Here is a 25,560-nt window from a genome sequence, read left to right as displayed (position 1 = left end):
GTGTTTTCCTTAAAGAACCGAGGAGGGGGTGAGATTCAGGCTGTTCAACGCGTCCCAGAGCGGGACCTCGATCGGGAAGCCGTCGGCCAGCGATGCTTGCCGCCGCCGCGAGGCGCCGTCGCCCGGAATGCTGACGGCGATCTCGGGATCGGCGGGCACGGATGACCTGACGGCGTCGAGATAGGCGGAGAGACGGAGCGCCAAATCGGGCGCGGCAAGCGTGTCGATGGCGATCAGTACATCGCCCTTGTTGCAGGCGAACCGATCATCCAGCGTGCCCTGGATGTCGGGCGCGAGCGCCGATCCCGCGAGCGCGGCGACCAGCAACTCGATGGCCATGCCGAGCCCATAGCCCTTGGCGCCGCCGAACGGCGCGATCGCGCCTTGGGTCGCGCGGGCGGCATCCGTCGTCGGACGTCCCTCGGCGTCGCGCGCCCAGCCGGCCGGAATCGGCCAGTCATTGGCGGCGTGATAGTGGATCTTGCCCATGGATACGGTGCTGGTTGCGAGATCCAGCACCATCGGGCGGTCCGCCGTGGGAATGGCGATCGCGATGGGGTTGGTGCCGAGCATCGCCCGCGTGCCGCCATGCGGGTGGACCAGCGCCTCGCTCGAGGACATGGCGATGCCGATGCGCCCGCCGGCCGCGATGTGCTCTACATAGTGCGCCAGCATGCCGAGATGGTTGTTGTTGCGGATCGCGGCCAAGGCGATTCCGGTCTCGGCAATACGCTCCTCCAGGCGACCCAGTGCCGCCCCGGCTACAACCGGGCCGAGCCCTTTCTTGCCGTCGACATCCAGCACGGCGGCGGAGCGCCAGCGGGCCTCGCCGGTGGTTTTGCCGTCGATCAAACCTTTTTCGAGCCGGCTCAGGATGCGGGGCAGCCGCTGCAGACCATGAGAAGGGTGACCCTTCAGCTCGGCCTCCACCAGCACGCGCGATTGGATAAGCGCATGACTTTCCGGCACTTTTCTCTGATCGAGGAGGTCCATGGCCAGCGCCATGGCTGCCTGTTCGGTGATGTTCACGAGCCCACTCTATATCAGATCCTATAGGATATAGTATTGCGTTGGCCCAAATAGCCTGCTAGGTCTAGCTCCTGTCAATAGGCAAAAGACGGAAGAAGATGACTTCAACCCGCTTCACGGACACAACCCAGGGCAGTGCCGTCATTCACCGGGCCAACAGCCTGGCCGAGGACGTCTATGAGGCGATCTTCAACCAGCTGATGTCCCTCAAGATCGCGCCAGGCTCACGCATCACGGTCGACAGCCTCGTTAAGGAATTCAGCGTCTCGCAGACGCCGATCCGCGAAGCGCTGGGCCGGCTGGAGGGCGAAGGCCTCGTCGTGAAGACCCATCTCGTCGGGTACCGGGCCGCTCCGCAGATCACGCGGCGCCGCTTCGACGAACTTTACGAGCTTCGGCTGCTGCTCGAGCCGGACGCCGCCGCCAAGGCCGCGTCGGCGATGGACGCCGAGAAGCTCGCCATTCTTCGCGAGGCCGCAGGCGTGATGGCGGGCCGCGAAGGCAAGGACGACCACGTCCACTACTCGACCTTCGCCCGGCTCGACGCGATTTTCCACGACCGGATCATGGAGTTCGCGGGCAATCAGCTCATCCGCGAGATGCTGGGCTTCCAGCACACCCACTTCCACATCTTCCGCCTGATGTTCCACTGGCGCGTCACGGCCGAAGCGCTGGACGAGCACCAGGCGCTGCTGGACGCCTTCGCGGTCGCGGATCCGGAAGCGGCCGCCAAGGCGATGCGCGCGCATATCGAACACTCGCGGGACCGGCTTCTGCCGGCCTTCGACTGAACCGTACCCGTCTCCATGGCACGCGATCCGGACATGCAACAGACGCCGCCCCGCCACGACGCTACCCAGGCCGAACCCTGCCTGCTGCGCACGGCGAACCTCTCCAAGCAGTACGGACCCGTGACGGTGCTGTCGAATGTCGGCATCGACATTCATGCCGGCGAGATTCATGCCATCATCGGCGAGAACGGCGCGGGGAAGTCGACGCTGATGCGCCTGATTTCCGGCTATGTGCAGCCGAGCGCGGGCACGATTGCCGTGTCGGGAAAGCCGGTCGCCTTCGCCACGCCGCATCAGGCGGAAGAAGCCGGCATCGTTTTGGTCCACCAGGAGATCCTGCTGGCCGAGGGGCTGACCGTCGCCGAGAACCTGTTCCTGGGCCGCGAACTCACGCGCAACGGGCTGGTCGATGACCGAACGATGCATCGGATCGCCCGCGACAAGCTGGACGAGCTGGGCTGCCACGTCTCGCCCCGGACGCTCGTGCGCGACGTCGGGCTCGCGGACCGGCAGTTGATCCAGATCGGGCGCGCCCTGCTCGACGACCACAAGCTGGTGATCTTCGACGAGCCCACTGCGGTGCTGACAGGGAACGAGGTTGAGCGCTTGCTCGAAATCGTTCTGCGCCTGAAGGACCGGAATATGGGGGTCCTCTATATCAGCCATCGGCTCGATGAGGTGCAGCGCCTGGCCGACAAGGTCACCGTCCTGCGCGACGGCAAGATGATCGGCACCTATGCCGGCCATACGCTGAGCCAGATGGACATGGCCGAGCTGATGGTCGGGCGCGAGCTTTCGGCGCTCTACCCGCCCAAGAGCGAGGCCCCGCGCGGCGAGGCCATCCTACGGGTTAACAACGCGACCGTTCCCGGCTACGCCAACGACGTCTCGTTCACCCTGCACCGGGGCGAGATCCTCGGATTTGCCGGGATGATCGGCGCCGGGCGAACCGAATTGTTCGAGGGCATAGTCGGCCTGCGGCCGGTCGACGCCCGCGTCGAGCTGCATGGCCAGCCGATCGCCATCCGCTCGCCGCGCGAAGCCATCGACGCCGGCATCGGCTATCTGACCGAGGACCGGAAGGGCAAGGGATTGCTGCTGCAGGAGCGGCTGGCGCCCAACCTGACCCTGTCGGCGCTTCGTCGCCTCAATCCAGGTCTGTGGCTGCGCAAGCGCCAGGAGGCGGTCGCGCTGGACCAGGCCGTCGACCAATACGACATCCGCGTCCGCAGCCTCCGCCTGCATGCAGGCCAGCTCTCGGGCGGAAACCAGCAGAAGTTGCTGCTCGCCAAGATCCTGCTGACCAACCCCAGCGTCGTGATCATCGACGAGCCGACGCGCGGCATCGACATCGCCAACAAGGCGCAGATCTACACCTTCATCCGCAAGCTGGTGAGCGAGGGCAAGGCCTGCGTGGTCATTTCATCCGAGATGCAGGAACTGATCGGCCTTTGCGACCGGATCCTGGTCATGCGCCAGGGCCGGATCAACGGCGAGATCGCCGGCGAGCGGATGACGGAAAGCAATATCGCATGGCTCGCCACCGCCGAGGCGGGGGTCGCCCACGCGACCGAGGGAGGAAGAGTATGAGCGTTGCAACGACAGAGCCCGGAAGGCTCGAGCGCGACAGGGATTTCAACTTCAACTGGACCGCGGCGGGCCCATTCCTGGCGCTGCTGGTGCTGCTCGCCATCGGCTTTGTGATCAATCCGGACTTCCTGTCCGCGACCAATCTCAGCAACGTCATAACGCGCAGCGCCTTCATCGCGATCATCGCCGTCGGCGCGACCTTTGTGATCTCCTCGGGCGGTCTCGATCTCTCGGTCGGCTCGATGGCCGCCTTCATCACCGGCATCACCATCATGTGCATGAACATGATGGTGCCGAATGTCGGCGTCTGGTCGATCCCGGCCGGCATGGCGATTGCCATCCTGGCGGGCATAGCCTGCGGCCTCGTCAACGGCGTCATCGTCACCGTCGGCAAGATCGAGCCCTTCATCGCGACGCTGGGGACGATGGGCATCTTCCGCGCCCTGATCACCTACATGTCGGATGGCGGCACGATTCCGATCGATCGCACGCTGCGCGAGGCCTACCGGCCGGTCTATTTCGGCACGGTCGCCGGCATTCCGCTGCCGATCCTCATCTCGCTCGCCGTGGCGGCGCTGGGCGCCTTCATCCTCTACAAGACGAAGTATGGCCGCCAATGCGCCGCCGCCGGTGCCAATGAGGATGTGGCGCGCTATTCCGGCATCTCGATCATCCGCACCCGGACAATCGCCTATGTGATCCAAGGCGCCTGCGTCGCCATCGCCGCGATCTGCTACGTGCCACGCCTCGGCGCGGCAACCCCGACCACCGGCGTGCTGTGGGAGTTGCAGGTGATCACCGCGGTCGTGATTGGCGGCACGGCGCTGCGCGGCGGCAAGGGACGGATCTGGGGCACAGTCGCCGGCGCGGTCATCCTCGAGCTGATCGCCAACCTGATGGTGCTCTCGGACTTCGTATCCGAATACCTCGTCGCCGCCGTACAGGGCGTCATCATCATCATCGCCATGCTGATCCAGAGGTTCTCGAAATAGCCCGCGCCGGACCACGCGGGTCTCGTTCTCGATCGGTCCATCTTAACGGGAGGAATCAATGACAAAAACGAAATGGGCAGTAACCGCCGCGACCCTTGGCGCGCTTCTCCTGGCAGGCAACGCCATCGCCGCGGACAAGAAGGTCGTCGCCGTCTCGATCCCCGCAGCCGACCATGGCTGGACGTCCGGCATCGTCTATCATGCCCAGGCGGCGGCCAAGGAAATCAACGCCGCTTTCCCGAACGTGGAAGTCGTCGTCAAGACCTCGCCCTCGGCCGCCGCGCAGGTCAGCGCGCTGGAAGATCTGTCGGCCGGGCGCAAGCTCGACGCGCTCGTGATCCTTCCGCACACCTCGGAAGAGCTCACCATGCCGGTCAAGGCTGTGAAGGAGGGAGGCACCTTCATCACCGTGGTCGATCGCGGCCTGAACGATCCGGCGATCCAGGATCTCTATCTGGCCGGCGACAACATCGCCGTCGGCAAGAACACGGCCAAGTTCCTGGTCGACAAGCTGGGCGGCAAGGGCAACCTGGTCGTGCTGCGCGGCATCCCGACCGTCATCGACGACGAGCGCATCCAGGGCTTCAAGGACGGCATCGCCGGATCGGACCTCAAGATCCTCGACATCCAGTACGCAAACTGGAACAGCGACGATGCCTTCAAGCTGATGCAGGATTACCTGGCCAAGTATCCGCAGATCGATGCGGTCTGGGCCAATGACGACGACATGCTGCTGGGCGTCCTCGAGGCCATCAAGCAGTCGAGCCGTACCGAGATCAAGTACGCGCTGGGCGGCAACGGCATGAAGGAAATCATCAAGAAGGTGATCGACGGCGACGCGATGACGCCCGTCGAGACCCCCTATCCGCCCTCGATGATCAAGACCGCCATCTACATGACGGTCGCCAACCTCATCGGCCAGGCCCCGATCCGGGGCGTCGTGAAGCTCGACGCGCCGCTGATCACCAAGGACAATGCGGCGGAATACTACTTCCCCGATTCGCCGTTCTAACAAACGGACTGGCAGGCGGGTCGACGACCCGCCTGCCCTTCAACCGCACGAAGGAAGCAAGAATGCCCGGCAAGAAAATCCTGATGCTCACTGGCGACTTCACCGAGGAATACGAGATCTTCGTGTTCCAGCAGGCGATGGAGGCCGTTGGCCACACGGTTCACGTGATTTGCCCCGACAAGAAGGCCGGCGACATCCTCAAGACGTCGCTGCACGATTTTGAAGGCGACCAGACCTATACCGAGAAGCCCGGTCATCACTTCATCATCAACAAGACCTTCTCGGAAGCCGAAGCCCAGCTCGATCGCTACGACGCCGTCTATGCGGCGGGCGGCCGGGGCCCCGAATACATCCGTACCGACAAGCGCGTGCAGGCGATCGTCCGGCACTTCCACGAGGCGCAGAAGCCGATCTTCACGATCTGCCACGGCGTCCAGATCCTGATCGCGGTCGATGGCGTGGTGCGCGGCAAGAAAGTCGCGGCCCTTGGCGCCTGCGAGCCGGAAGTGATCCTGGCCGGCGGCACCTATATCGACCTTTCGCCCACCGATGCCTATGTCGACGGCACGATGGTCTCGGCCAAGGGCTGGACGGCGCTGGCGGCATTCATCCGCGAATGCCTGAAGGTTCTCGGCACCGAGATCCGGCACAACTGACCCACCACTAGCGAGGCCGCTGGCCGAGCCGCGGCCTGCCTCTGGGTCTACAGAGTGGTACCGACATGCAAGGGGCGCCCAGTGGGCGCCCCTTTTCGTGTTGTTCCGGACGAGGCGGACGGGAGAGCGTTGCCGCCCTCCCCGCCCTTGGCTAGCTAGCGCTTGGGAACGAAGAAGTGCTCTTCCTTCGGCAGCTTCGCGACCGTCTCCGGCGGCAAGCCGAGATTGGTCACGAGAACGTCCGCGGGGTTTGTCGCCAGCCAGGTCGACAGATCGTTCGATTCATATTTCGGGCTGTTGAAGCCGATCAGAACCTTTAGGACCGTGGTGCCGGTGTTCTTGATGTAGTGACCGGCGCCCATCGGCACGTAGCCGATATCGCCCGCTTCGTACTGGTCCGTGACCGTCGTCGCCTCGGCCAGGAAGACGGCCATCTCGGCGGTGCCTTCGAGGAAATACTGCCATTCGTCGGCATTCGGATGCCAATGCAGTTCACGCATGGCGCCCGGCTGGATCTCCAGCACCGACCCGGCCATCGTCGTCGAGATCGGGAACTCGTCAACGGTCACCGTGCGCTGGACACCGCCGCCCGGCACCCGGCGCGGCTCCTGCGCCATCAGCGGATAGCGATGGGTGGTGACCAGCTTCGGATCCTTCTGCGGGGCCGAGATGAACGACGCGTCGTCCGGCACGGCGCCCTTGGCGAAATAGGCCTCGCCCTTCGGCAGCAGGGCTACTTCCTCGGGCGAAATGCCGAGGCTCTGCGCGACCACTTCCGGCGGGGTATGCGCCAGCCAGTCGGTGATGCTGAAGGTGTGATCTTCGGAGAAATCACCGTTGTCGAAGATCAGGATGAAGTGACACTCTTCCGGGCTGACGCCCTGGATCGAATGGCCCCAGCCGCGCGGAAAATACCAGATGTCGCCGGGCGAAAACGTATCGATGGCCCAGCTTCCATCCGGGCGCATCAGCGTCGTGCGAACGCTGCCCGAGATCACATAGCCCCATTCGGCGGCATTGGCGTGCCAATGAAGTTCCCGCATACCGCCGGGCTCGACGCGCATCGAGACGCCGGCGATGCCCTGGCTGGCCGGGAACTGATGCACCGAGGCGCCCCGGGTGATGCCGCCCGGTCCAAGCCGCGGCTTTTCCTTTTCGAGCTGATACTTGAAGGACAGAGTCGTCTCAGTCATGTGCATTCTCCTTGGGTTGAAGGTGAGGATTGGGACCGCAGCGCTAACCGGCCACGAAGTGACGAACGATCGCGATCCAGGCCGGCGCCGCGACGGCGAAGGCGAGAACGCAGACGATCAGGGTGGACGAGGCGAGCGAGACATAGGTCTGGAACCGACCCGCCATGACGATGCCGGTGAAGGCGGGCGGCAATGCCGCGAGCAGGACGATTTCTTCCAGACGGGCTCCGGAGACCCCGAAATACAGACCCGCCGCCAGCATGGTGGCCGGCATGAGGATCATCTTGACGAGGCTGTTCCAGACGACTTCGACGCCGAATTCGAACTTGTGCGCCGAGAGGACGAGGCCTGCCGCAAACACCGCCACGCCCGAGTTGGCATGACCGATCAGCGTCAGCGGTGGATCGATCAGGTCCGGCACGCGGACGCCCACCAGAACCAGGACGACGGCGATCAGCGGCGCCAGGACGACGGGTTCCTTGATCGCGCGGGCCAATGCCGCGGCCGGCTTGGTTCCTGCGGGGGCCACGAAGAACATGCCCAGCGGCACCTGCAGCACGTTGACGATGAGCGCCAGCACCGCAACGCTCAGGGCAGCCGCGCCCCCGAACAAGGGCGCCAGGACGGCGATGCCGAGAAAGCCGACTGTGGGCGCGGCGGCGCTCAGGCCCGCAATGCCGGCCTCCTGCTTGTTATGCTTGAAGACCAGCTTGGCGCCGAGGAAGGCGACGACGTACCAGCCGATCAGAACGGCAACCGAAATCAGAAAAATGCGGCTGTCCGAAAACAGTTCTTCCCGCGACGATTTGACGATCGATACGAAAAGAACAGCCGGCAGGCAGAAATCGAGGACGAGCTTATTGAAGCCAGCTGCTTGGTCCTGATCGAATATATTTCTCTTTCCACCAAGATAGCCAAGAGCCAAAACAAAGAATATTGAAACAATATCCTGTATAACAGCCGTCATATCCCAACCCATAAGCCATTATAATGATCATTAATCTCGAATCGTGAGACGCATAATCGAACATAGACTTAGGATTGATTTTGAATCAACACTTTTACACCAAGAGGTTGCATTAATTTTGGATCGGCCGGTCTTCGGTAGTGGCCATCAAAAGGTGACGCGGGTCCCGCGCAGCCGCTTTAGCCGGCTTGCGCGCCCATCGGGGCTTGCAACTCGGCCCACAATGTAGGAGGGAGGCTGGCGGGGAGACGCCTGCTCGGTTGGACAGTTGACAGACCACATCCCTGGATTGCAGGGATGGGCCGTCTAGCGTCCCAATCTGGGCTGGCGTCGGCCAACCCTCCGCAAATTTCGGAATCTCCTGAGATCGCTGGATCTGCCATCGTCGGTCGCAGCCGGCGAGGCTGGCGCGGCTCCGCAGGATCTGATCAACTCGCGGACCTAGGAGCCTGCCATGCCCGTCGAAGACGAAGACCAGCCATTATGGAAATCCGACAACCTGAAGCGGGCGCTGCATGCGGCGGGCGTTGCGCTCTGGTCCTGGACCGTGGAGAGCGACGCCTTCGCGATGGACGAGCAGGGCTTTGAGCTTTGGGGCCTTCCCCAGTCCGGCAATGTGACCTTCGAGGATCTGTCGTCCCGAATCCACCCCGCCGATCGCGACCGGGTCCGGGCGGCGTTTACCGCGACACGCGCGATCGTCGGCGCCTACGAGATCGATTTCCGTATCCTGATCGGGGAAGAGATCCGGTGGATATCGGCCCGCGGACTCGGCAATGACGAGGGGCTGCACAAAGGCAAGATGTCCGGCGTCTTTCTCGATGTCACCGGCCGAAAGCAGGCCGAGGAAGGCAATGAGCTTCTCGCCGGCGAAATGAGCCACAGGGTGAAGAACCTGCTGGCCATCGCGGCGGGCCTGACGGCGATCACCTCGCGCTCATCCACCACGGTCCAGGAAATGGCCAAGGAACTGACGGCGCGCCTCACCGCCTTAGGCAGGGCGCACGATCTGGTGCGTCCGCTTCCGGGCCACCAGGGCCGGGCCGCGCTGCTCGGCGACATTATCGCGGTGCTTCTGGCACCCTATGACGATTCCGGTGCGTTCGGTGGCCGTATCCGGGTGGCGGTGCCCCGGATGGGCGTGGGCGAACAATCCGCCACCTCGATGGCGCTGATCATCCATGAACTCGCCACCAACTCGCTGAAATATGGCGCGCTATCCGTCGGTCCGGGTCTGCTGGATATTTCCGGGACGAGCACGCAAGGCGAGGTCTCCATCGTCTGGACGGAGCGAGGCGGCCCATCCGTCGAGCCACCGGCCGATGAAGGATATGGCAGCCGGCTGCTGCACCGGAGCGTGACCGGGCAGTTGGGCGGCACCATCCACACGGACTGGTCGCCCGATGGGATCGTCATCACGCTTTCGCTGAACCCCAACAACCTCGCCGAATGAACCACATCGCGCGGCCCAGCGCATAGCCCGGGCAGCGTGGATGCCGTCCGGGCCAACGGGCGTTGGCTCGTCATGAGGTCGCGTATTGATTCAGCAAAGCGGCAGGCGCTTCGCGGAAAAGCGCGTTAGGCCTGCCGGGCCTTGCGGTTGGCGTAGCGCCGGTCGCGCTCGGCCTTGCGGGCCGCTTCGTCTTCGATGACGCGCGAAACGCGATTCTTCTGGGCAGCTTCGCGCTCGTCGCTCTCGGCGCGGGCGGCAGCCTCGATGGCGGCCTCGCGCTCGGCGGCTTCGGCGCGAATGCGCTCGTTCTCTTCGGCCTTGACCCGCTCGCGCTCCATGCGGCGCGCGTCTCGGGCTTCGGCAACGGCTTTGCGCTCAGCCTGACGGGCGAGCAGCGTCGGTTCGGCAGCTTCCTTGGCGGCGAGATACGCGCGCAGGGCGGCGGCCTTGGCATCGGCGGAGGTGCTGCGGCGGTCTACGAATTTATCGGCGACGTTTTTCAAACTTAAGTTCCAATGACGTTTCAAACGGAAGGATATTCAGGCCTTCGAAGCGAGCTTTGAAGGCTTCTTCGCCAGGACCGTCAGTTGATCCTGGGCTTCCTTCGCGAGGCGTGCCTCGCGCAGGCGTACGGTCTTCTCGTCGCGAGCGACGACGATCAGATCCAGTTCATCGAACACGCGCTTTCGCGCGACGAACTGAGACTGAGCTTTTCCAAAGGCGACGTCCGCCGTTTGGCGAGATTTGGTGTTGATCTCTGTCATGATCATTCCGATCTGAAGACGGACAAGAAAAAAGGCCAGGCAATCTGCCTGACCTTGATTGGTCTCATGCTTTCAACAGTGCCAGTACATCCGTGGTCAAAGGAAAGCAGATCCCTAATTAAGCAGCCTGAAGATTGCAGGCCGACATCTTGCCCGAACGGGCGTCGCGCTCAACCTCGTAGCCGAGCTTCTGGCCTTCGACCAGTTCGCGCATTCCAGCGCGCTCGACGGCGGAGATGTGCACAAAGGCGTCCGGGCCGCCATTGTCAGGCTCGATAAATCCGAAGCCCTTGGTGGAATTGAACCATTTAACGGTGCCAGTGGTCATGATGAACCCTCCATAGCAAATTGCACAACCACGGCGAGACGTCGCCATGGCGTAATGTAGTGATTTTTGAAAGGAAGGTTCGTTCGAGCGCGGTGCTAATCGCGCGGCAATCAAAGCCCGTCAACCAAAACTCAGCGTGCTCTATTTACGATGGCAGCCGTCGAATGTCAATGAATTATTCTTATGCCATACGATCGGCATGCCAGATCAGCCGATGAATTCCTGCAGAAAGGCTGCGAGAAACACTCGTGAAAGCCAGTGTTTCGGCCTTTTTTTATGGTCCCGCCGAGGAATGCGCGTGACGTTTCTCCGGGGCGCCGGAGCCCTCCGATGCGGGAGGATATTCGCGGAGCGCGGCCCCAACAGCGCACGCAGAATGCCTTGCCGGGAAGCTCCGATAAGTGGATCCCGAGGAAGGCCGGACCGCCCAAGGTGAGGCGATCCGGCACGCCGACTGTTCCTGCGCTATTCCGGATTGCCGGGCAGGAAGGTGAACGGCTTGGCCGGCTTGAATTCGGCCGCGACTTCGCCGGCGAAGATCTCGCCGTTCTGGATGGTCAGCTTCTGGACCGGCGCGCCGGGCTTCAGGTCCAGCTTGTCGAGCGACACCCAGAAGGTGTTCGGCCGGGTCGCGGAATCGAAGTAGTAGATCCGGTTCTTCTGATCGGAAATCGAACGCCAGATGGTCGAGGAGATGTTCGGCTGGTCCGGCGTCGTAATCCCGAGCGGGACGCTGACGGCGCGTTGCACGCCCATGACGCTGGCGACGGCCTGATAGTCGAACGAATGCTGCGGCACGCTCTTGATGTAGTTTGGGTCCGTCTCTTTCGGGATCGCGCTCAGCAGGAACGAGGCCCGGGCGAAACGGTCGGCGGCGCGATTGGTGCCCGGCAGGAAGACCAGGCCACCGATCTCTTCCCAGTACTCGTTCATCGCCAGCTGCTTGTCGTAAGTCGGCGAATTGGTCATCACGGTGTACTGCTTGCCGTGATGGATGATCAGCTTGCCTTCGACATATTCGAAGATCGCGGAATCGCCGGATGCATCCGACATGGCAAGATGAAGCGCGGCGGGCGAGCCGTTGGGGAGCGCCGGAGCGAGCAGGTTGAACGGCTCTGTGCGCAGATAGGCGACGGCCTCATCCACCGTGGCGAAGTTGTCGAGCACATACTGGGCCCACAACGAAATCGACAGGAAGGGACGACCCGCGACCGGCGCCGGATACTGCGATTCCGCCAGATAGAGGATATTGGCGACAAGCCCCTTCTCGTTCATTCCGTCGGTCGATCCGGCCTCGTAGCCCGAGGTGATGACGCTGCCATACTTGGACGTCCAGGTGAGGGATTGCGGACCGGATGCGCCATCGCGCTCGATTCCCGCCGGGAACGCCCAGAGGTTGGAGAACATGTCCTCCTTCCAATCCATGTTGCGCCCCGTTGCCACCATCTGGCCGTCGCCGACGAAGAGGGTGCGGGTGCAGGCATCGGCAAAGCCGGTCAGGGTCGGCATCAGCATCGCCGCGGAAAGGGCGAGCGCTGCGGATCGGGAGAGACGCTTCTTCATGGAAAACTCCTCACATGAGTTCGGGGGAGCGAGGGGACGGCGCGGCTCAGAACTTGATCGTGCCGCCGAGGATGGGCCCCTGGATGACGGAGTCGAAGACGAAGGGGCCGTCTTCGTAGTCGATGCCCTGCGCGCGATAGCCTGCCATGGCGGAGAAACGGTCATTGACCTTGTAGCCAACCGCGCCGAGCAGATCCCAATTGGAATCCGAGGAGCCGCCACCGGCGATCGCCCAGCCGCTCACGAACACAGAATCGGTCAGGGAATACTGCGCCTTGATGCCGATCACGGCGTCGACCCAGGTCGCCCGATGCCGTCGGTCGAGGCCGAGTTGCAGCGGCGCGTCCGTGACATTGAGCGATGCATCGACCGACCAGAGCCGCGCGCCTGCCAGCACATCGAAATTGCCGCGATCGGTCTTGATCAGCGAATAGGCGGCCGCCGGCGTCCACTGCAGGAGTTCGGTTCCAAGCTCCGCGCCGATTCCATAGGGCAGCTTGGCATCGGCGGAGAGCTTCATATAGAGAAGGTCGGAGAAGACCGAGAAGCGGTCATAGCGCGCCTCGACCACACCCATGGCCGCAAAGTCGAGATGGTCCCAGATCTGGGAGAAATCCATTTCGAACGACGCCTTCACCGGGCCGAACCCGACATTTCCAGACGTGGACGGCGCCCAGACATAAGGCGCGACTGTGAAGGTCCACCCCGAGGCCGGCGCTGCCATGGCGGCTTCCGGCACGGGCAGGATATCGGCTGCCGAAGCTGACCCGCCGGCTCCGGCCACGATGCCAAGCGACAGCAAGACGGTTCGCAATCCTGCGCCCGCAGGCCCGGGCCGCTTGGCGGAAGAGACGTTCAGGGCGGGCAGATGGAGGGGCATTGGATGCATCTCTCGGCAAGATCGGACCGTGTCGGAAGATCGCAATCGGCTGGCGGAACTACACGCGAATCAGAGTCCATCAGCCAGGATGCAACCGTATTTCCCCTGTCCCCCATACGGGTTTCCGGCAAAGCTCGTCAATATTCCGGCACTTGCGACATCGTCCGCCGCGTCGAAACATCGCCACGCTGAGCCGCGCCTCGGGCAGGAAACGCGGTTCCTCGCCAAACCGATCGAGACCGCCTATAGCCAATTCCAGAGGCCGGCTGGCGCCAATCCGAACCGCGCTCCCGGCGACAAGCACGCGAGATGCCGATGTTCGATACGACGCCGATTGCCAACCCCGCCGACAAGACGGCCTTCTATCTTGAGCTCGACCAGCAGCTGGCTTCGCTGATCGAGAGCGAGCCCGACGCGATCGCCAATGCCGCCAACATGTCGGCGCTGCTCTATCACGCGATGCCGGAGCTGAACTGGGCCGGGTTCTATTTCCTGCCCGAGGGCACGGACGTGCTCGTCGTCGGCCCCTTCCAGGGCAAGCCGGCCTGCGTCCGCATCCCGATCGGCAAGGGCGTCTGCGGCACCGCGGTGGCAAAGCGCGAGACGATCCTGGTTCCGGACGTGCATGCCTTTCCCGGCCACATCGCCTGCGATGCGGCATCGCAATCGGAGCTGGTGGTACCGCTGATCCGCGACGGGCGGGTGTTGGGCGTGCTCGACCTCGACAGCCCCAGGGCCGGCCGGTTCGACGCCGACGACCAGATCGGCATCGAACGCCTCGTTGCGCGCTACGTCGCCAATCTTCCAGCCTGACCCATCCGGGTAACCACCCGGAAAGCGTGCAGCTTCTATGGATGGTCCACCTGGTCGCAACATCTGCGAGGCAGGGCAGAAAATTGGCCGGGGGAACGGACAGCGCATGGCGGCGGATCAGGGCACGGGCATCGCGATCATCGGCTGCGGCTATGTCGCGGATTCCTACCGACAATGCCTCGCCCTGCATGACGGCACGCTGCGTCTGACCGGCGCCTATGACCGCGACCCGCAAAGGCTTTCCGCCTATCAATCGACCTGGGGGGACCCCGCCTACGCCTCGCTCGAAGCAGTGCTGGCCGATCCCGCCTGCTCGATCGTGTTGAACCTGACGGATCCCGAGAGCCACGCCGCCGTCACCGAGGCCGCGATCACCGCCGGAAAGCATGTCTATTCGGAGAAGCCGCTGGCGATGACGGCCAGCGAGGCCGCCGCCCTGCGCGATCGCGCGCGCGATGCCGGTGTCCGGCTCGCGGCGGCTCCCTGCAATGTCCTTGGCGAAAGTCTGCAGACGGCCTGGGCCGCAATCCGGACGGGCATGATCGGCAAGGTGCTGCTCGCCTATGCCGAACTCGACGACGGCATGATCCACCGCACGCAGTATGGCGACTGGCTGAGCCGGAGCGGCAAGCCCTGGCCGGGACGTGGCGAATTCGAGACCGGCTGCACCTATGAGCACGCCGGCTACGCGCTGACCATCTTCGGCGCGATGTTCGGCGCGGCGACGCGGGTTACCGCCTTCTCGGCCCTGCTGGTGCCCGACAAACAGACCACGCCGCCGCTCGCCCATCCCGCGCCGGACTTCTCCGTCGGCTGTATCGAATATGAGAGCGGCGTCGTTGCGCGGCTCACCAATTCGATCGTCGCACCCTATGACCATCGTATGCGGATCATCGGCGAGACGGGCACGCTCGAAGTCAAGGAACCGTGGGACTACGCCTCGCCGGTCATCCTGCGCCGTCCGGGCGAGGGACGGATCGCGCGGCTGATCGAGCGGCGTCTCGGCGGCGGCCTCGGCAAGCGCCTCCCGATGGCGCGCCCCGTGCCGTTCAAGGGCGGGCGCGGCAAGCCGACCATGGATTTCATGCGCGGGCCGGCCGAGCTGGCCGCCGCGATCCGGGACGGTCGCCGGTCGCGGCTTGATGAGGATTTCGCCGTGCATGTGACGGAAGTGACGGAGATGCTGCAATATCCCGAGCGCTTCGACCGCCCTGCCCGCGTGCAGTCGCGCTTCGCGCCGATCGAGCCGATGGACTGGGCACGATGACCGCCATGCCCGAAGCCACTCTGATCACCTGCTCGTTCCGGGGCGATCTCGACGTCTGCCGGATGCTATGCGAGAGCATCGACCGCTTCGTGCCGGCGACCATCCCGCACAGCCTTTACGTGCCGCGCGCCGACCTGCCGCTCTTTGCCGATCTCGCCTCGGACCGCCGCATCGTCGCCGCGCAGGAGGACCTGCTGCCGCGCTGGTTCCGGAAGCTGCCGCTGCCCGGCCCCGAATGGCGGCGGCGGCTGCGCCTTCCCCGCCGCAACATGTATGTGACGCCCTACAGCCCACTGGTGCGCGGCTGGATCGCGCAGCAGATCATGAAGATCGCGGCGACCGCCAATGCGTCGGCCGAGATCGTCGCCCATATCGATAGCGACAATGTCTTCATCCGACCGCTGAAGCTCGAGCACCTCGCGCGCGACGGCAAGGTTCGGATCTATCGCAACCCCGAAATGGTCGATCTGGAGACGCATCGCGTCTGGCAGGAGACGGCGGGTGAGCTGCTCGGCCTGCCCGCCAGCCGCTATTACGGGGCCGAATACATCAACCCCTTCGTCGTCTGGCGGCGCTCCGTCATTCGCGGCATGATCGAACGGATCGAGGCCATCGCCGGCCGCGACTGGCGCATCGTGCTCGCCCGCACGCCGCATTTCGCCGAATACGTCCTCTATGGCGTCTACGCCGACAAGGTCCTGGGCCTCGACGCAGCGGGGCTGATGCCGGAATCCTTCACGCTCTGCCACTCGCGTTGGGGCGACGAATTCGCCGGCGCCGAGGACGAGGAATCCTTCGTGCGCTCACTGCGGCCTGAGCAGGTCACCTGCCTGATCCAGTCGACCATCGACACGTCGATGACGAAGCGGCAAGCCATCTTTGACCGGGTCGCGGCGCTCGCGGCCGAGCAGGATCAGGAAGCCGCGCGTTTGGCCGGATCGGCCTCGCGGTAGACGGGATAGAGGCTGCCGAGCGACAGCTTGCCAAGCACGCCCGCCCAGCGATAGCGGAAATCGGCCTGCGCCACTGGGCCTTTCCGGCGAATGAGCGGATAGCGCAGCGCCAGCAGGACCAGTTGCACCAGCGCCTTGGCGCGCAGCCACCAGCGGGTGAGAACGGGTGACGGGCTGTTGCCGGCGACCGCCTCGGCATAGACCTGCCCGCCGGCGAAGAAGCGGCGGCGGAGATAGGCTGGATCGCAGCGCGACGCCGGCACGAATTCCGACACCCGCGCATCCGGCAGCCAGCCGAACCGACGGCCGCGCGCCTGCAGCCGGCAAAAGAGATCGAGATCCTCGCCGCCGGCATGGCCGAAGCGCGGATTGAACGGCTCGGCATCGGCAAGCGTGGTGGCGCGGCGGAAGATCGAATTGCAGGTCGCGACCGTAATGACCCGCTCGCGCCGTTTGCCGAGCGCCACGACATCCTGGCCGGACGGGGCCTCTATCTGGCGCGAGAACAGCGTGTGGATCGCCGGGGTCACGCGATTGGGCGTCTCGAACATCGGATCAACGCCGCCGAAGAAAACGTCATGCGGATGCTGCCGCAGCCCGGTGATCACGGCCTCCAGCCAACCCGGCGTCAGTTCCTCGTCATCATCGATGAAGGCGATGAACGGCGAGGTGGTGGCGCGGATGCCTACATTGCGCGCGACCGAAATGTTGGCGGGATGGGCCGCGACATAGCGGACCTCGAACGGGCTCGCCGCATTTGCTGCCGCCACCACCGACGCCGCCGATCCGTCATCGCTGTTGTCCGCCACGACCACGGTAAGCCGGGTGCCGGGCGGTATGGCCTGTGCGCGGATGCTTGCCAGCGCTTTGCCGAGAAGTTCCTCGCGCCGATAGGTGCAGAGGATGATCGAAAGATCGATCGCCTCCGCCTCGGCCGCCCCCATCTTGTTCAAGCCTGCTGCCCCCGCCATTCGCGCCTTCCTAGACCAACGCACTAGGCGCGGCCAGCACCGGCTGCGAAATCCCGCCCCCGCGACAGCACGAACAGGCAGAGCACCGCGATATTGGAAAGCACCGTGCCGCGCATGAACAGGGTCGCTTCGGTCAGGTTGTGCAGCAGATAGAGCCAGAGCAGCATCGCCAGGAAGCCGATCGCCGCGCGCGCCGGCCGGCCCAGTGGCCCGGCGATCGCCTGCGCCGTGCCGGACAGAGCGCCCACCGCCACGATCAGCGCAGCGGCGATCGTCGCCGGCAGGCCGACATGCAGCCAGAGTTCCAGGTAGCCGTTATGCGCTTGGTTGATCGTGCCGATCTCGACATCGCCGAGCCAGGTGCCCGGCTCCAGCCGCTGCAACGGATCGGCCGCGAGGCCGACATCCCAGAAAGCGCCATAGCCATGGCCGAGCCAGAAGCGTTTCCTGCGCCGAACGAAGGGCAAAAGCCCAGAGCTCGTCGCGCCCCGTGAAGGAGGCGTCGCCCAGCGTGGCGGTCAGCAGCGCATCGAGGTTGAAATCGAAGACCGCGAACAGGCCGATCAGCGCTGTGACGGCGATGCACCCCAGCGCGATCATCAGAAGCACGAAGCGCGCGCCCAGCCATTCGGCGCAGGCGAGTACGGCGATCATCATCACTGCGACACCGGTCAACCCGATCGATGTCTTGGACTTGGTTATGACGAGGAAGAGCAGCGCCGGCAGGAGCATCAGAAGGCCGAGGCCGATGGAACGCGCCCGCGTCGCGCCCAGTATCCAGGTCGCGCCGCAGATCACCGTGATCATGGCCACCAGGCCGGCGACGTTCTTCTGGGTGTAAAGGCCGCGGACGCCGATATCGGTGATCGCAACGCCGGGCCAGAGCGCCGTCCCCACCAGATTGAGCAGCATCACGCCCGTCAGTCCGAGGAACCACCAGGTGTGAAACCGACGAAGATCCTGAAGGCTGGCCGCGATGCCGCCGGCGATCGTGGTCAGGAAGACAAGGAGCAGCGCCCGGCGGAGCGTCAGGCCGGGATAATCCGACCAGGCCATGCTGGCCATGCAGAAACCGGTGAAGGCGACCAGGGGCAGGTTGCGGATAAAGAGCGTCGCCGCCGCGCGGTAATGAACGACGATCGTGACGAGCGCGAGCAGGAAGAGCCCGAGAACGGCGAAGCGGTCGAGCGGGCTGCCCTCGACGCGCTCGGCAACGGAGGCATCGGCAAAGGGGCGTGTGCCGATAAAGGTGTAGAGCATGAAGCCAGCCAGCAGCACGCCGTGCAGGCTGTCGCCGGCCGCGCGGGCCAGGCCGCGCGCATCCGCCAAATTTCGCAGGCTTGCCGGCATCGGGGCATCGCTCATCTCATCGACTCCGAGACGCCAGGGTCGCACCCGTCGCGCGGGCTTCGGCCACGCCTGCCTCGCCCGGTATGGACGGTGCGGCAAGTTCGTCTACCATGACCATCCGCTTGCCTTGCAATCATAGATTCGTAGGATCGGCGGCCAACAGTAAAGATCGTCCTACGGCGTGGCATTCGGCCGGCCGGGACGCGAGATCCAAGCAGAGCAAGAAGGCTTCCGGGTGGGTAGTGTTTCCATCGTCATTCCCACCTTGAACCGGCCGAAGGCACTGCAGCGCGCCGTCACGAGCGCGCTTGCTCAGTCGGATCTGGCCGATCTCGAGGTCGAGATCCTGGTGATCGACAATTCTTCCGATGGCAATGCGCGCGGGCTTGTGGAGGCGATGGCCGCCGGCTGCAATCGGCCGGTGCGCTACATCTCCATGCCCGTGCCCGGCGTCGCCAATGCGCGCAATGCCGGCGTGACCGCCGCACAGGGACGCTGGGTCGCGTTCCTTGATGATGACGAGGAGGCGTCCGGGATCTGGCTGAGCCGGCATGTCGAGATCGCCCGCCGCAGTGGCGCCCAGGCCGTGTTCGGCCCCGTGTCGGCGAAGGCTGAGGGCGCTCTCAAGATCGGGCCATTGGCGCCCTATTTTTCGCGCCATTTCGACCGGATGGATGGCGAGGACGTCACCGATCTCGCACCCTATCTCGGCACCAACAATTCGATGTTCGACCGCGCAAGCTGCCTGCAGGGCAAAGGTGGCCCCTTCGACACCAGCCTCAACGAGACCGGGGGCGAGGATACGCTGCTGCTGAAGCGCCTGGTCGACGAGGGCAAGCGCTTCGCCTGGTCGGCCGAGGCGAACGTGACCGAATGGGTGCCGGAACGCCGGCTCAACTGGGCCTATGTCCGCAAGCGCAAGTTTCTGAGCGGCCAGATCCGCGTGCTGACGCACCACAAGGCACAGCCGGTCGAATGGAGCCGCATCGCCTTCTGGATGTGCGCCGGCATGGCGCAGATCGTGCTGCACGGCATCACCGCCATCGCCACGGCGCCGTTCGATCGGACTCGCTCGGAAAAGGCGCGGGTGAAGGTGCGCGGCGGGCTGGGCAAGGTATTCTGGATGCGACGCTTCCGTCCCGCGCTCTACGGATCGGGCCTGGTCTCGTGAGCCCCCGAGACGGCGCCGGACCGACCCGGCGGACGGTGCTTGCCGGCGGCCTCGCGTCGGGCCTGCTGGCCGCCCTGCCGGCCAAGGCCCAATCCGGCGGCCGATGGATGGTCCGCATCCAGGATGGCGGGCCGGGAACGCCGATAAGCCCGCTGATCTACGGCTCGAACGAGATCGGCACGATGGATGGCGGTGCGCCATCGGCCCAACTGGACCGCGCCGCCGGGGTTACCGCGCGCCGGCTCGGTGGCAATTTGATGACGACCTATAACTGGGTCAACAACGCCGCCAATTCCGGCAAGGACTATCATCACGCCAACGGGCCCTTCCTGCTCAATGCGCTCGGCCTGGCGGAGAGCGAGTGGCAAAAGCCGGCCTCGTTGATCGAGACAATGCACGAGGCCTCGCTCGCCATGGGCGCGAAGAGCCTCGTCACGGTCCCGCTCGCCGGCTATGTCGCGGCCGATTTCGCGGGTCCCGTGCCACCGGAGGCGAGCGCCCCGTCACCCCGTTTCGTGCCGACGCGCTGGGAGCCCGGCGCCAAGGCCGGCGATCCCATCGTGCCGGCCGTCGCGGACATTCCGCAACTGCTCGCCCGGCTGGTCGCGCGCTATGGCGGCGCCGACAGCGAGCGCGGCATCCATGCCTATGCGCTCGACAACGAACCCGGGCTCTGGGCGGAGACGCATCCCCGCGTGGTCACCGCCAAGCCGACGATCCGAGCCTTTCTAGAGCGCTCGCTCGCCGCGGCGCGCGCCATCAAGCGGGCCGATCCGGCTGCGCGCGTCTTCGGCCCCGTCAGCTGGGGCGCGTCGGAGATGGTCTCGTTCCAGGATGCGCCGGACTGGAGCGACTACCAGCAGCATGGCAGCTTCCTGGCCGCCTATCTGGATGCGTTTCGCACGGCTTCGGAACAGGACGGCATCCGCCTGCTCGATGCGCTCGACGTCCACTGGTATCCCTATAGCAACCGGGGCGACCTGTTCCGCTCCGAAGATCCGGCGCTGGCGGCAGCCCTGCTCGATGCCCCTCGATCGCTGACCGAAGCGGGCTTTCGCGAGGATAGCTGGGTCGTGCGGGCACTGGCCGACGCCGGCGGCGATCGCGAGGTCGGCCTGCCGCTGCTGCCGAGCCTGCGGCGCATCGCCGACCATGTGTTCCCCGGCACCGAACTTGCCATGACCGAGTTCAACTATGGCGGCGCCGGCCAGATCGCGTCGGGACTGGCGCTGGCCGACGTGCTGGGCCGCTTCGGCCAGCAAGGCATATCCTTCGCCACCCATTGGGGCAGCCTCGACGGTTCGCTCGGCGACGCCTACCGGCTGTTTCGCAGCACCGATGCGACAGGCCGGCGCTTCGGGGACCGGTCGCTTCCTGTGACGATCGAAGGCACGCCGGATCTCGTCGCCTTTGCCTCCACCTTCGAAGACGGCAAGCCGGGCCTGCAACTGATTGTGATCAACAAATCGGATTCGTCGGCGACGGTCGATCTGCGCTTCGAAGCGACTGAAACGCCGGATTGCCTGTCGGTCCTTGGCTTCGACGCGGCCAATCCCACGACGACAGAGCTGGCGGAAATCCCGATCCAGTTCGATGGTGGCCAGCAGGTGCTGCTGCCGGCGCGTTCGGCCCGCCGCTACAGTTTCGGTTGAGGAAACAACGTTCGCGCCAGGCCTTCGTCGAGGCCGATGCGGGCTTCGAGGCCGAGGTTCGCGGCCGCCTGCGTGCTGTAGACGGCATCGCGGCCGAAGATCGCCATCTCGGCGCGTGTCGGCGCGAGGGCCGCGCGCTTCGATCCCGCCAGGCCCAGGCGGCGGCCGATCTTCGCCGCGACGGCCAGGAACTGGCGAAAGCCCAGCCTCATGCCGCCGAGAGATGGCAATCGTTGCGCACCGATCCGCTGTGCGACAGCCGAGAAATAGACATTCCAGGTTGGCGTCTCCGGGCCAACGACGTTCAATACCGTCAGCGCCGGCCAGCCCAGGCTCTGGCCTGCGAGCAGCGCGTGCCCTGCTCCCGCCACCAGCGCGCCGATATCGTCGACATGCACCAGCGGCGCCGGGCCGTCGGCCGCGCGGCCGAAATTGCCCCAGGCGCCGGCGGCGATGCGCTCGACAAGCTTGTCGGTCCAGAAGCGGCTGCCGGTGCCATAGACAATGCCCGGCCGGAGAATCAGGACACGGCGCTGCGGATGGGCGGGATCGCGAGCCCAGGCGCCGACCAGCGTCTCGCATTCGATTTTCGCCCTGGCATAGGCGCCGAGCGAGCCGGCCGGCGGCATGCTTTCGTCGATCACGCCGGTGCGGTCGCCATAGACCGCGATCGAGCTGAAATAGACCAGGGCCGGCACGTTGGCCTCGGTCATGGCCTGGAGCAGCAGCCGGCATTGCGCCACCATGGCCGCCTCGTCGCCATAGGCGGCATGCACGACCAGTTCGACATCGGCCACGGCGCCGCGGGTCTGCGCGAGATCGTCGAGATCGCAGGGCGTCGGCACGATGCCTTCCGGCGAGACCGTGCTGCTGGGCGACCGCCGCGTGCCGGCACGCACCGTATAGCCACCCGCCGCCATGGAAGCGGTGACGACCGACCCGATGAAGCCCGTCGCGCCGGTTACCAGGGCGGAACGGCGCGTATCGGGATAAAGGGTCATCGGTTCAGGACTCCGTGGTCGGGGCTGTGCGGGCGCTTGGCCGGACGATCGCCAACAGGCTCCGGAATGCCGGACGGGCGAAGACGGCCAGGAGCACGGCATAGCAGACAACGCCGATCCCGATGGAAATAACCAGCATCGGCGGACGATTTAGCCCCTGCAAGACGAGGCCGCTTCCGGCCACGACGAGCCCCATCGCCCCCGCCAGGCTCCATGCCGGCAGCAGGGCCCGAAAGCGCTCGCGCTGCGGCCAGGCCAGATTGGGTGCGGGCAGGCCTATTGCCAGGATCGACTGCACGGCGTCGCCGACCAGCCGGGAAAGGCCGACGCTGATCGGACCGAGCGGGCTGGCAAGGACGAGAAGCAGGAGGGTCGCGCCGAAGCCGGACAGCGAGCCGATCAGGCTGAATTCCGGCCGGGCGCTGGCCGAAAGCGCCGTATAGACCAGCCGCGCCGGCAGCAGGATGGCGGCGCCGAGCGCCAGGCAGATGGCGATATCGATCGCCCCGTCCCAGCCCGGTCCGGCGACGATCGGCAGCAGGATCGGCGTCACGGCGGCCATGCCGACGAAGAGCGGTGCGATGACGAAGGCGGCGTTGGCGACGACGGGCTGGACCCGGTCGCGCAGCCGGCGCGGATCCGAGCTGGCGCCGGCGAAATAGGAAAAGGCGAGATTGTGCGAGGTCGCGACGATGGCGCCGCGTATCGGCTCGATCAGCCGCATCGCCATGTTCACATAGCCAAGAACGGTGACGCCATAGAGCGCGCCGACGACATTGTTGAAGGCGAGATAGGTGAGGTTGTCGGCCAGCCTGTCAAAGAAGGAGATGCGCGCGAAGCGGCCGATATGGCCGAGATGCGCCATCGACCAGCGCGGCAGGATCAGGAAGCCGAGCCGCCATTGCAGCAGGATGGCACGGGCGACGACGACGAGCAGGCGCTGCGCGATCAGCGCCCAGACGCCGCCGCCGGCAAAGGCGATCGCCAGCGACAGGGCGATGCCGATCGCGTGCCCGCCCAGCGTGGCGATAGCGACATCGTTGAAGCGATGCAGCCGCCGCGCCAGCGCGGTCGCGATATCCGAGTGGCCGCTGAAGAAGATCGACAGCATGGCGACCGGCAGCAGCACGCGCATCTCGGGTTCGCCATAGGCATGGCCCAGCCAGAATCCGCCGACCACGGACAGGGCGAACAGCCCGAGCGCCACCAGCCAGGCTACCGCCAGGGCGGCGCTAAGATGTGACTTTCGCAAGGCGCGCCTTTGCGCCAGCGCCTCTTCGAATGGCGCGCCGACGCAGACCGACGCCACCGCGACGAGCGTCAGCACCAGCGCGCTGACGCCGAAATCGCGCGGCTCCAGCATGCGCGACAGAATGACAGTGCTGCCGGTCAGAAGCGCCAGCCGTCCGATCGCATCGGCCCCCGCCCAGCCGATCCAGCCGAGCAGACGCGGAGGCTTGGCCGAACCCTTGCCTTGGCTCATCGGAGGGCTCGCATGCGCAACAGGTTCGGATGCCGGCTCATCGCGCGTCAGGACGACAGCGCGATCCCGCCGGGCGAACCGGTGGGACGGCGAGACGGCGGCAGATCCGGATCAACGCGAGGCGGCGCCCCCGACGGAGAACCGAGTCGCCACATCGCCCGAAGAAGGATCCACGCCGCCGCCAGCATCATGCCCATCAGCGCGCCGAAGACCGCCCAAGCCACCTGGCCCGTCACGGACTTGCGCGCCGGCGGGGGCTGCGCGACGGAGACGATCCGGACCGAGCCGGGATCGATGCGTCCGAATTCGCTCGCCTGCAGGGCGCGCGTCTTGAAGGATTCGAGCAGCGTGCGGTTGGTCTCGACTTCCTGCTCCAGCGTCCGCATCTCGATCTTCGCCTGCTGCGTTTTGGCCACGGCGTCGGAAAGCGACGCGACCGATCGGGCAACGGCCTGCTCGGTCGTGCGGGCGCGCTCCAGATCGGCGCGTGCGGAGAAGCGGATGCGGTCCAGTTCGAGACGGATGCGTCGGCGGATCGCCTCGACCCGGCCCTGCGCTTCGGTCAATGCCGGATGGCGGTCGCCGAGACGGGCGGCAAGCGTCGCCAGATCTTCCTGCGCGGCGTTCTGCCGTTCGATCAGCAGCGTCAGAGACCGCGTGTCGTCATTGGCGCCCAGCATGGAAAGATCGCCGCCGGAGGAATCGAGCTGGGCCGCCCGCGATGTCGCCTGATCCAGGCGGATTTGCGCGGCACTCACCGCGTTGACGGCGTCGGCCAGCTTCTGCTCGACCACCAGCCTGTCACCGGTGCTGATCAGCCCGTTCTCGATGCGAAAGGCGTTGGCCCGCGCCTCGGCGTCGCTCAGCCGCTTGCGCAGCGTGTCGAGCCGGGACGTCAGTTCGTCGGTCAGGCGCCGGGCGGCTGCAGCGCGGTTGGCGGCATCTTCCTCGATGTATGCCTTGACCACCGCATTGGCCAAACGGGCCGCGGCGACAGGCGTGCGGGCGGTCGCGGTAACGTCAATGACGAAGCTGCGCTCGGCGCGCTGGACCGTGATCGACCGTTGCAGCGCGGCCAAGGCCGCGGCATTGCCACCCTCCGCATCCAGGCTTGGGCGCAGCGGCATCGGCTCGACCGGCGTCGCGCCCCTGTCCGCCTCGTCCTCGTCTCCCTCTGGCGACAGCTCGTTCATCAGGCTCTCGTCGCGCAGGATCTTCGAGAGCACCCGCTCCGAGGTCAGGACGCGCATCTGGCTCTCGACGACGCCGATCTGGCTATTGGCGTCGAATTGCGCCGTCGAGACGTCGCCTGGAAACACCGGCAAGCCGCGCGGATCGAGCAGGAACTGCGCCGTGGCGGAATAGCGCTGCGGCAGGAAGGACTTGGCGACAAAGCCGAGCCCGCCGAACACGACGCCGGCGAGCAGGATCCACCAGATGCCACGACGGAAGGAAGTCCCGAGAACGGCAAGCGCCAGCGGCCAGGGCCCCGCGTCGCTTGCCGAAGCCCCGTTGGCTGTTCCGTGGGTGCGGGGACCGTCAGCCATGAATGCGGCGGCTCTTCCTCTGGACTAGGCGGCGCTCCGATCCGAACGAGGGACCGCTGAACTGCCGTGAAAACGCAATACAGACCATCGCCGCCTCCGTGGGGAGCAGCTATACGAGGCCCCAGTTAATCGGC

General features: G+C 65.4%; 25 protein-coding genes. 11 read left to right on the top strand and 14 right to left on the bottom strand.

Features of this window, described 5'->3' with window-relative positions:
• Positions 1-9 precede the first annotated feature (9 nt).
• Positions 10-1,029, bottom strand: coding sequence for an Ldh family oxidoreductase (locus ACHMWQ_RS05740; RefSeq protein ID WP_396306726.1), 1,020 nt, complete (start codon positions 1,027-1,029; stop codon positions 10-12).
• Positions 1,030-1,127: 98 nt separating this feature from the next.
• Between ACHMWQ_RS05740 and ACHMWQ_RS05735 the strand changes: the two genes are divergently transcribed.
• The 5 genes from ACHMWQ_RS05735 (at position 1,128) to ACHMWQ_RS05715 (ending at position 6,070) form a co-directional block, all read left to right on the top strand.
• Positions 1,128-1,820 carry a GntR family transcriptional regulator gene (locus tag ACHMWQ_RS05735; protein ID WP_354553552.1) on the top strand — a complete coding sequence of 231 codons (693 nt, stop codon included), beginning with the start codon at positions 1,128-1,130 and terminating at the stop codon, positions 1,818-1,820.
• Between the two features lie 33 nt (positions 1,821-1,853).
• Positions 1,854-3,410: a sugar ABC transporter ATP-binding protein gene (locus tag ACHMWQ_RS05730; RefSeq protein ID WP_396306725.1), complete on the top strand. Its 1,557-nt coding sequence runs from the start codon at positions 1,854-1,856 to the stop codon at positions 3,408-3,410.
• Positions 3,407-4,402, top strand: coding sequence for an ABC transporter permease (locus tag ACHMWQ_RS05725; RefSeq protein WP_354553550.1), 996 nt, complete (start codon positions 3,407-3,409; stop codon positions 4,400-4,402). Before ACHMWQ_RS05730 ends, ACHMWQ_RS05725 begins: the two co-directional genes overlap by 4 nt.
• 58 nt (positions 4,403-4,460) lie before the next feature.
• A complete protein-coding gene (locus ACHMWQ_RS05720) occupies positions 4,461-5,414 on the top strand; it encodes a substrate-binding domain-containing protein (protein WP_354553549.1) in 954 nt (317 codons plus the stop codon).
• Between the two features lie 62 nt (positions 5,415-5,476).
• Positions 5,477-6,070: a DJ-1/PfpI family protein gene (locus ACHMWQ_RS05715; RefSeq protein WP_266330460.1), complete on the top strand. Its 594-nt coding sequence runs from the start codon at positions 5,477-5,479 to the stop codon at positions 6,068-6,070.
• Positions 6,071-6,225: 155 nt separating this feature from the next.
• On the opposite strand, the gene ACHMWQ_RS05710 is transcribed toward ACHMWQ_RS05715, so the two are convergent.
• Together ACHMWQ_RS05710 and ACHMWQ_RS05705 are read right to left on the bottom strand one after the other, a co-directional pair.
• On the bottom strand, positions 6,226-7,263 hold the full coding sequence (locus ACHMWQ_RS05710) for a cupin domain-containing protein (RefSeq protein ID WP_396306724.1): 1,038 nt from the start codon (positions 7,261-7,263) through the stop codon (positions 6,226-6,228).
• Between the two features lie 43 nt (positions 7,264-7,306).
• Positions 7,307-8,230, bottom strand: a complete 924-nt coding sequence (locus ACHMWQ_RS05705; RefSeq protein WP_396306723.1) for an AEC family transporter — start codon at positions 8,228-8,230, stop codon at positions 7,307-7,309.
• 454 nt (positions 8,231-8,684) lie between these two features.
• Here ACHMWQ_RS05705 and ACHMWQ_RS05700 point away from each other — a divergent pair, with 454 nt between their 5' ends.
• Complete coding sequence (locus ACHMWQ_RS05700; RefSeq protein WP_396306722.1) at positions 8,685-9,683, top strand: sensor histidine kinase; 999 nt, start codon at positions 8,685-8,687, stop codon at positions 9,681-9,683.
• A gap of 125 nt (positions 9,684-9,808) precedes the next feature.
• Here ACHMWQ_RS05700 and ACHMWQ_RS05695 read toward each other — a convergent pair whose 3' ends face one another.
• The 5 genes from ACHMWQ_RS05695 to ACHMWQ_RS05675 all read right to left on the bottom strand — a co-directional run bounded on the left by ACHMWQ_RS05695 (position 9,809) and on the right by ACHMWQ_RS05675 (position 13,218).
• A complete protein-coding gene (locus tag ACHMWQ_RS05695; RefSeq protein ID WP_354553544.1) occupies positions 9,809-10,186 on the bottom strand; it encodes a DUF6481 family protein in 378 nt (125 codons plus the stop codon).
• Between the two features lie 36 nt (positions 10,187-10,222).
• On the bottom strand, positions 10,223-10,447 hold the full coding sequence (locus ACHMWQ_RS05690) for a hypothetical protein (RefSeq protein WP_354553543.1): 225 nt from the start codon (positions 10,445-10,447) through the stop codon (positions 10,223-10,225).
• Positions 10,448-10,565: 118 nt separating this feature from the next.
• Positions 10,566-10,775, bottom strand: a complete 210-nt coding sequence (locus ACHMWQ_RS05685; RefSeq protein WP_354553542.1) for a cold-shock protein — start codon at positions 10,773-10,775, stop codon at positions 10,566-10,568.
• A gap of 465 nt (positions 10,776-11,240) precedes the next feature.
• On the bottom strand, positions 11,241-12,338 hold the full coding sequence (locus ACHMWQ_RS05680) for a linear amide C-N hydrolase (RefSeq protein ID WP_396306721.1): 1,098 nt from the start codon (positions 12,336-12,338) through the stop codon (positions 11,241-11,243).
• 46 nt (positions 12,339-12,384) lie between these two features.
• Positions 12,385-13,218, bottom strand: coding sequence for a hypothetical protein (locus tag ACHMWQ_RS05675; protein ID WP_396306720.1), 834 nt, complete (start codon positions 13,216-13,218; stop codon positions 12,385-12,387).
• Between the two features lie 315 nt (positions 13,219-13,533).
• Here ACHMWQ_RS05675 and ACHMWQ_RS05670 point away from each other — a divergent pair, with 315 nt between their 5' ends.
• The 3 genes from ACHMWQ_RS05670 to ACHMWQ_RS05660 all read left to right on the top strand — a co-directional run bounded on the left by ACHMWQ_RS05670 (position 13,534) and on the right by ACHMWQ_RS05660 (position 16,251).
• Entirely contained in the window at positions 13,534-14,031 is a 498-nt protein-coding gene (locus ACHMWQ_RS05670; protein ID WP_396306719.1) for a GAF domain-containing protein, read from the top strand.
• 106 nt (positions 14,032-14,137) lie between these two features.
• Positions 14,138-15,298: a Gfo/Idh/MocA family protein gene (locus tag ACHMWQ_RS05665; protein ID WP_396306718.1), complete on the top strand. Its 1,161-nt coding sequence runs from the start codon at positions 14,138-14,140 to the stop codon at positions 15,296-15,298.
• Positions 15,299-15,303: 5 nt separating this feature from the next.
• Complete coding sequence (locus tag ACHMWQ_RS05660) at positions 15,304-16,251, top strand: DUF6492 family protein (protein ID WP_396306717.1); 948 nt, start codon at positions 15,304-15,306, stop codon at positions 16,249-16,251.
• On the opposite strand, the gene ACHMWQ_RS05655 is transcribed toward ACHMWQ_RS05660, so the two are convergent.
• From ACHMWQ_RS05655 to ACHMWQ_RS05645, 3 genes are read right to left on the bottom strand one after another with little or no spacing between them, the layout of a single operon-like run.
• Positions 16,212-17,222, bottom strand: coding sequence for a glycosyltransferase family 2 protein (locus ACHMWQ_RS05655; RefSeq protein WP_396306716.1), 1,011 nt, complete (start codon positions 17,220-17,222; stop codon positions 16,212-16,214). The genes ACHMWQ_RS05660 and ACHMWQ_RS05655 overlap by 40 nt on opposite strands.
• Before the next feature lie 23 nt (positions 17,223-17,245).
• Positions 17,246-17,605 carry a hypothetical protein gene (locus tag ACHMWQ_RS05650; protein WP_396306715.1) on the bottom strand — a complete coding sequence of 120 codons (360 nt, stop codon included), beginning with the start codon at positions 17,603-17,605 and terminating at the stop codon, positions 17,246-17,248.
• Positions 17,538-18,587, bottom strand: coding sequence for a hypothetical protein (locus ACHMWQ_RS05645; protein WP_396306714.1), 1,050 nt, complete (start codon positions 18,585-18,587; stop codon positions 17,538-17,540). Before ACHMWQ_RS05645 ends, ACHMWQ_RS05650 begins: the two co-directional genes overlap by 68 nt.
• A gap of 220 nt (positions 18,588-18,807) precedes the next feature.
• On the opposite strand from ACHMWQ_RS05645, the gene ACHMWQ_RS05640 reads away from it, so the two are divergent.
• Positions 18,808-19,743, top strand: a complete 936-nt coding sequence (locus tag ACHMWQ_RS05640; protein ID WP_396306713.1) for a glycosyltransferase family 2 protein — start codon at positions 18,808-18,810, stop codon at positions 19,741-19,743.
• Positions 19,740-21,395, top strand: a complete 1,656-nt coding sequence (locus ACHMWQ_RS05635) for a glycoside hydrolase family 44 protein (protein ID WP_396306712.1) — start codon at positions 19,740-19,742, stop codon at positions 21,393-21,395. Before ACHMWQ_RS05640 ends, ACHMWQ_RS05635 begins: the two co-directional genes overlap by 4 nt.
• Here ACHMWQ_RS05635 and ACHMWQ_RS05630 read toward each other — a convergent pair.
• Genes ACHMWQ_RS05630 through ACHMWQ_RS05620 form a run of 3 tightly spaced genes read right to left on the bottom strand, consistent with a single transcriptional unit; the run spans position 21,380 to position 25,426 of the window.
• Positions 21,380-22,396, bottom strand: coding sequence for an NAD-dependent epimerase/dehydratase family protein (locus tag ACHMWQ_RS05630; RefSeq protein WP_396306711.1), 1,017 nt, complete (start codon positions 22,394-22,396; stop codon positions 21,380-21,382). The two genes, ACHMWQ_RS05635 and ACHMWQ_RS05630, sit on opposite strands and share 16 nt — an antisense overlap.
• A gap of 4 nt (positions 22,397-22,400) precedes the next feature.
• Entirely contained in the window at positions 22,401-23,879 is a 1,479-nt protein-coding gene (locus ACHMWQ_RS05625; protein WP_396306710.1) for an oligosaccharide flippase family protein, read from the bottom strand.
• Positions 23,880-23,926: 47 nt separating this feature from the next.
• Positions 23,927-25,426: a GumC family protein gene (locus tag ACHMWQ_RS05620; protein ID WP_396306709.1), complete on the bottom strand. Its 1,500-nt coding sequence runs from the start codon at positions 25,424-25,426 to the stop codon at positions 23,927-23,929.
• Positions 25,427-25,560 lie beyond the last annotated feature (134 nt).

This window comes from Kaistia sp. UC242_56, assembly GCF_044452255.1.
Taxonomy (GTDB): domain Bacteria; phylum Pseudomonadota; class Alphaproteobacteria; order Rhizobiales; family Kaistiaceae; genus Kaistia; species Kaistia defluvii_A.
This window is presented reverse-complemented; position numbering and strand designations above follow the sequence as displayed.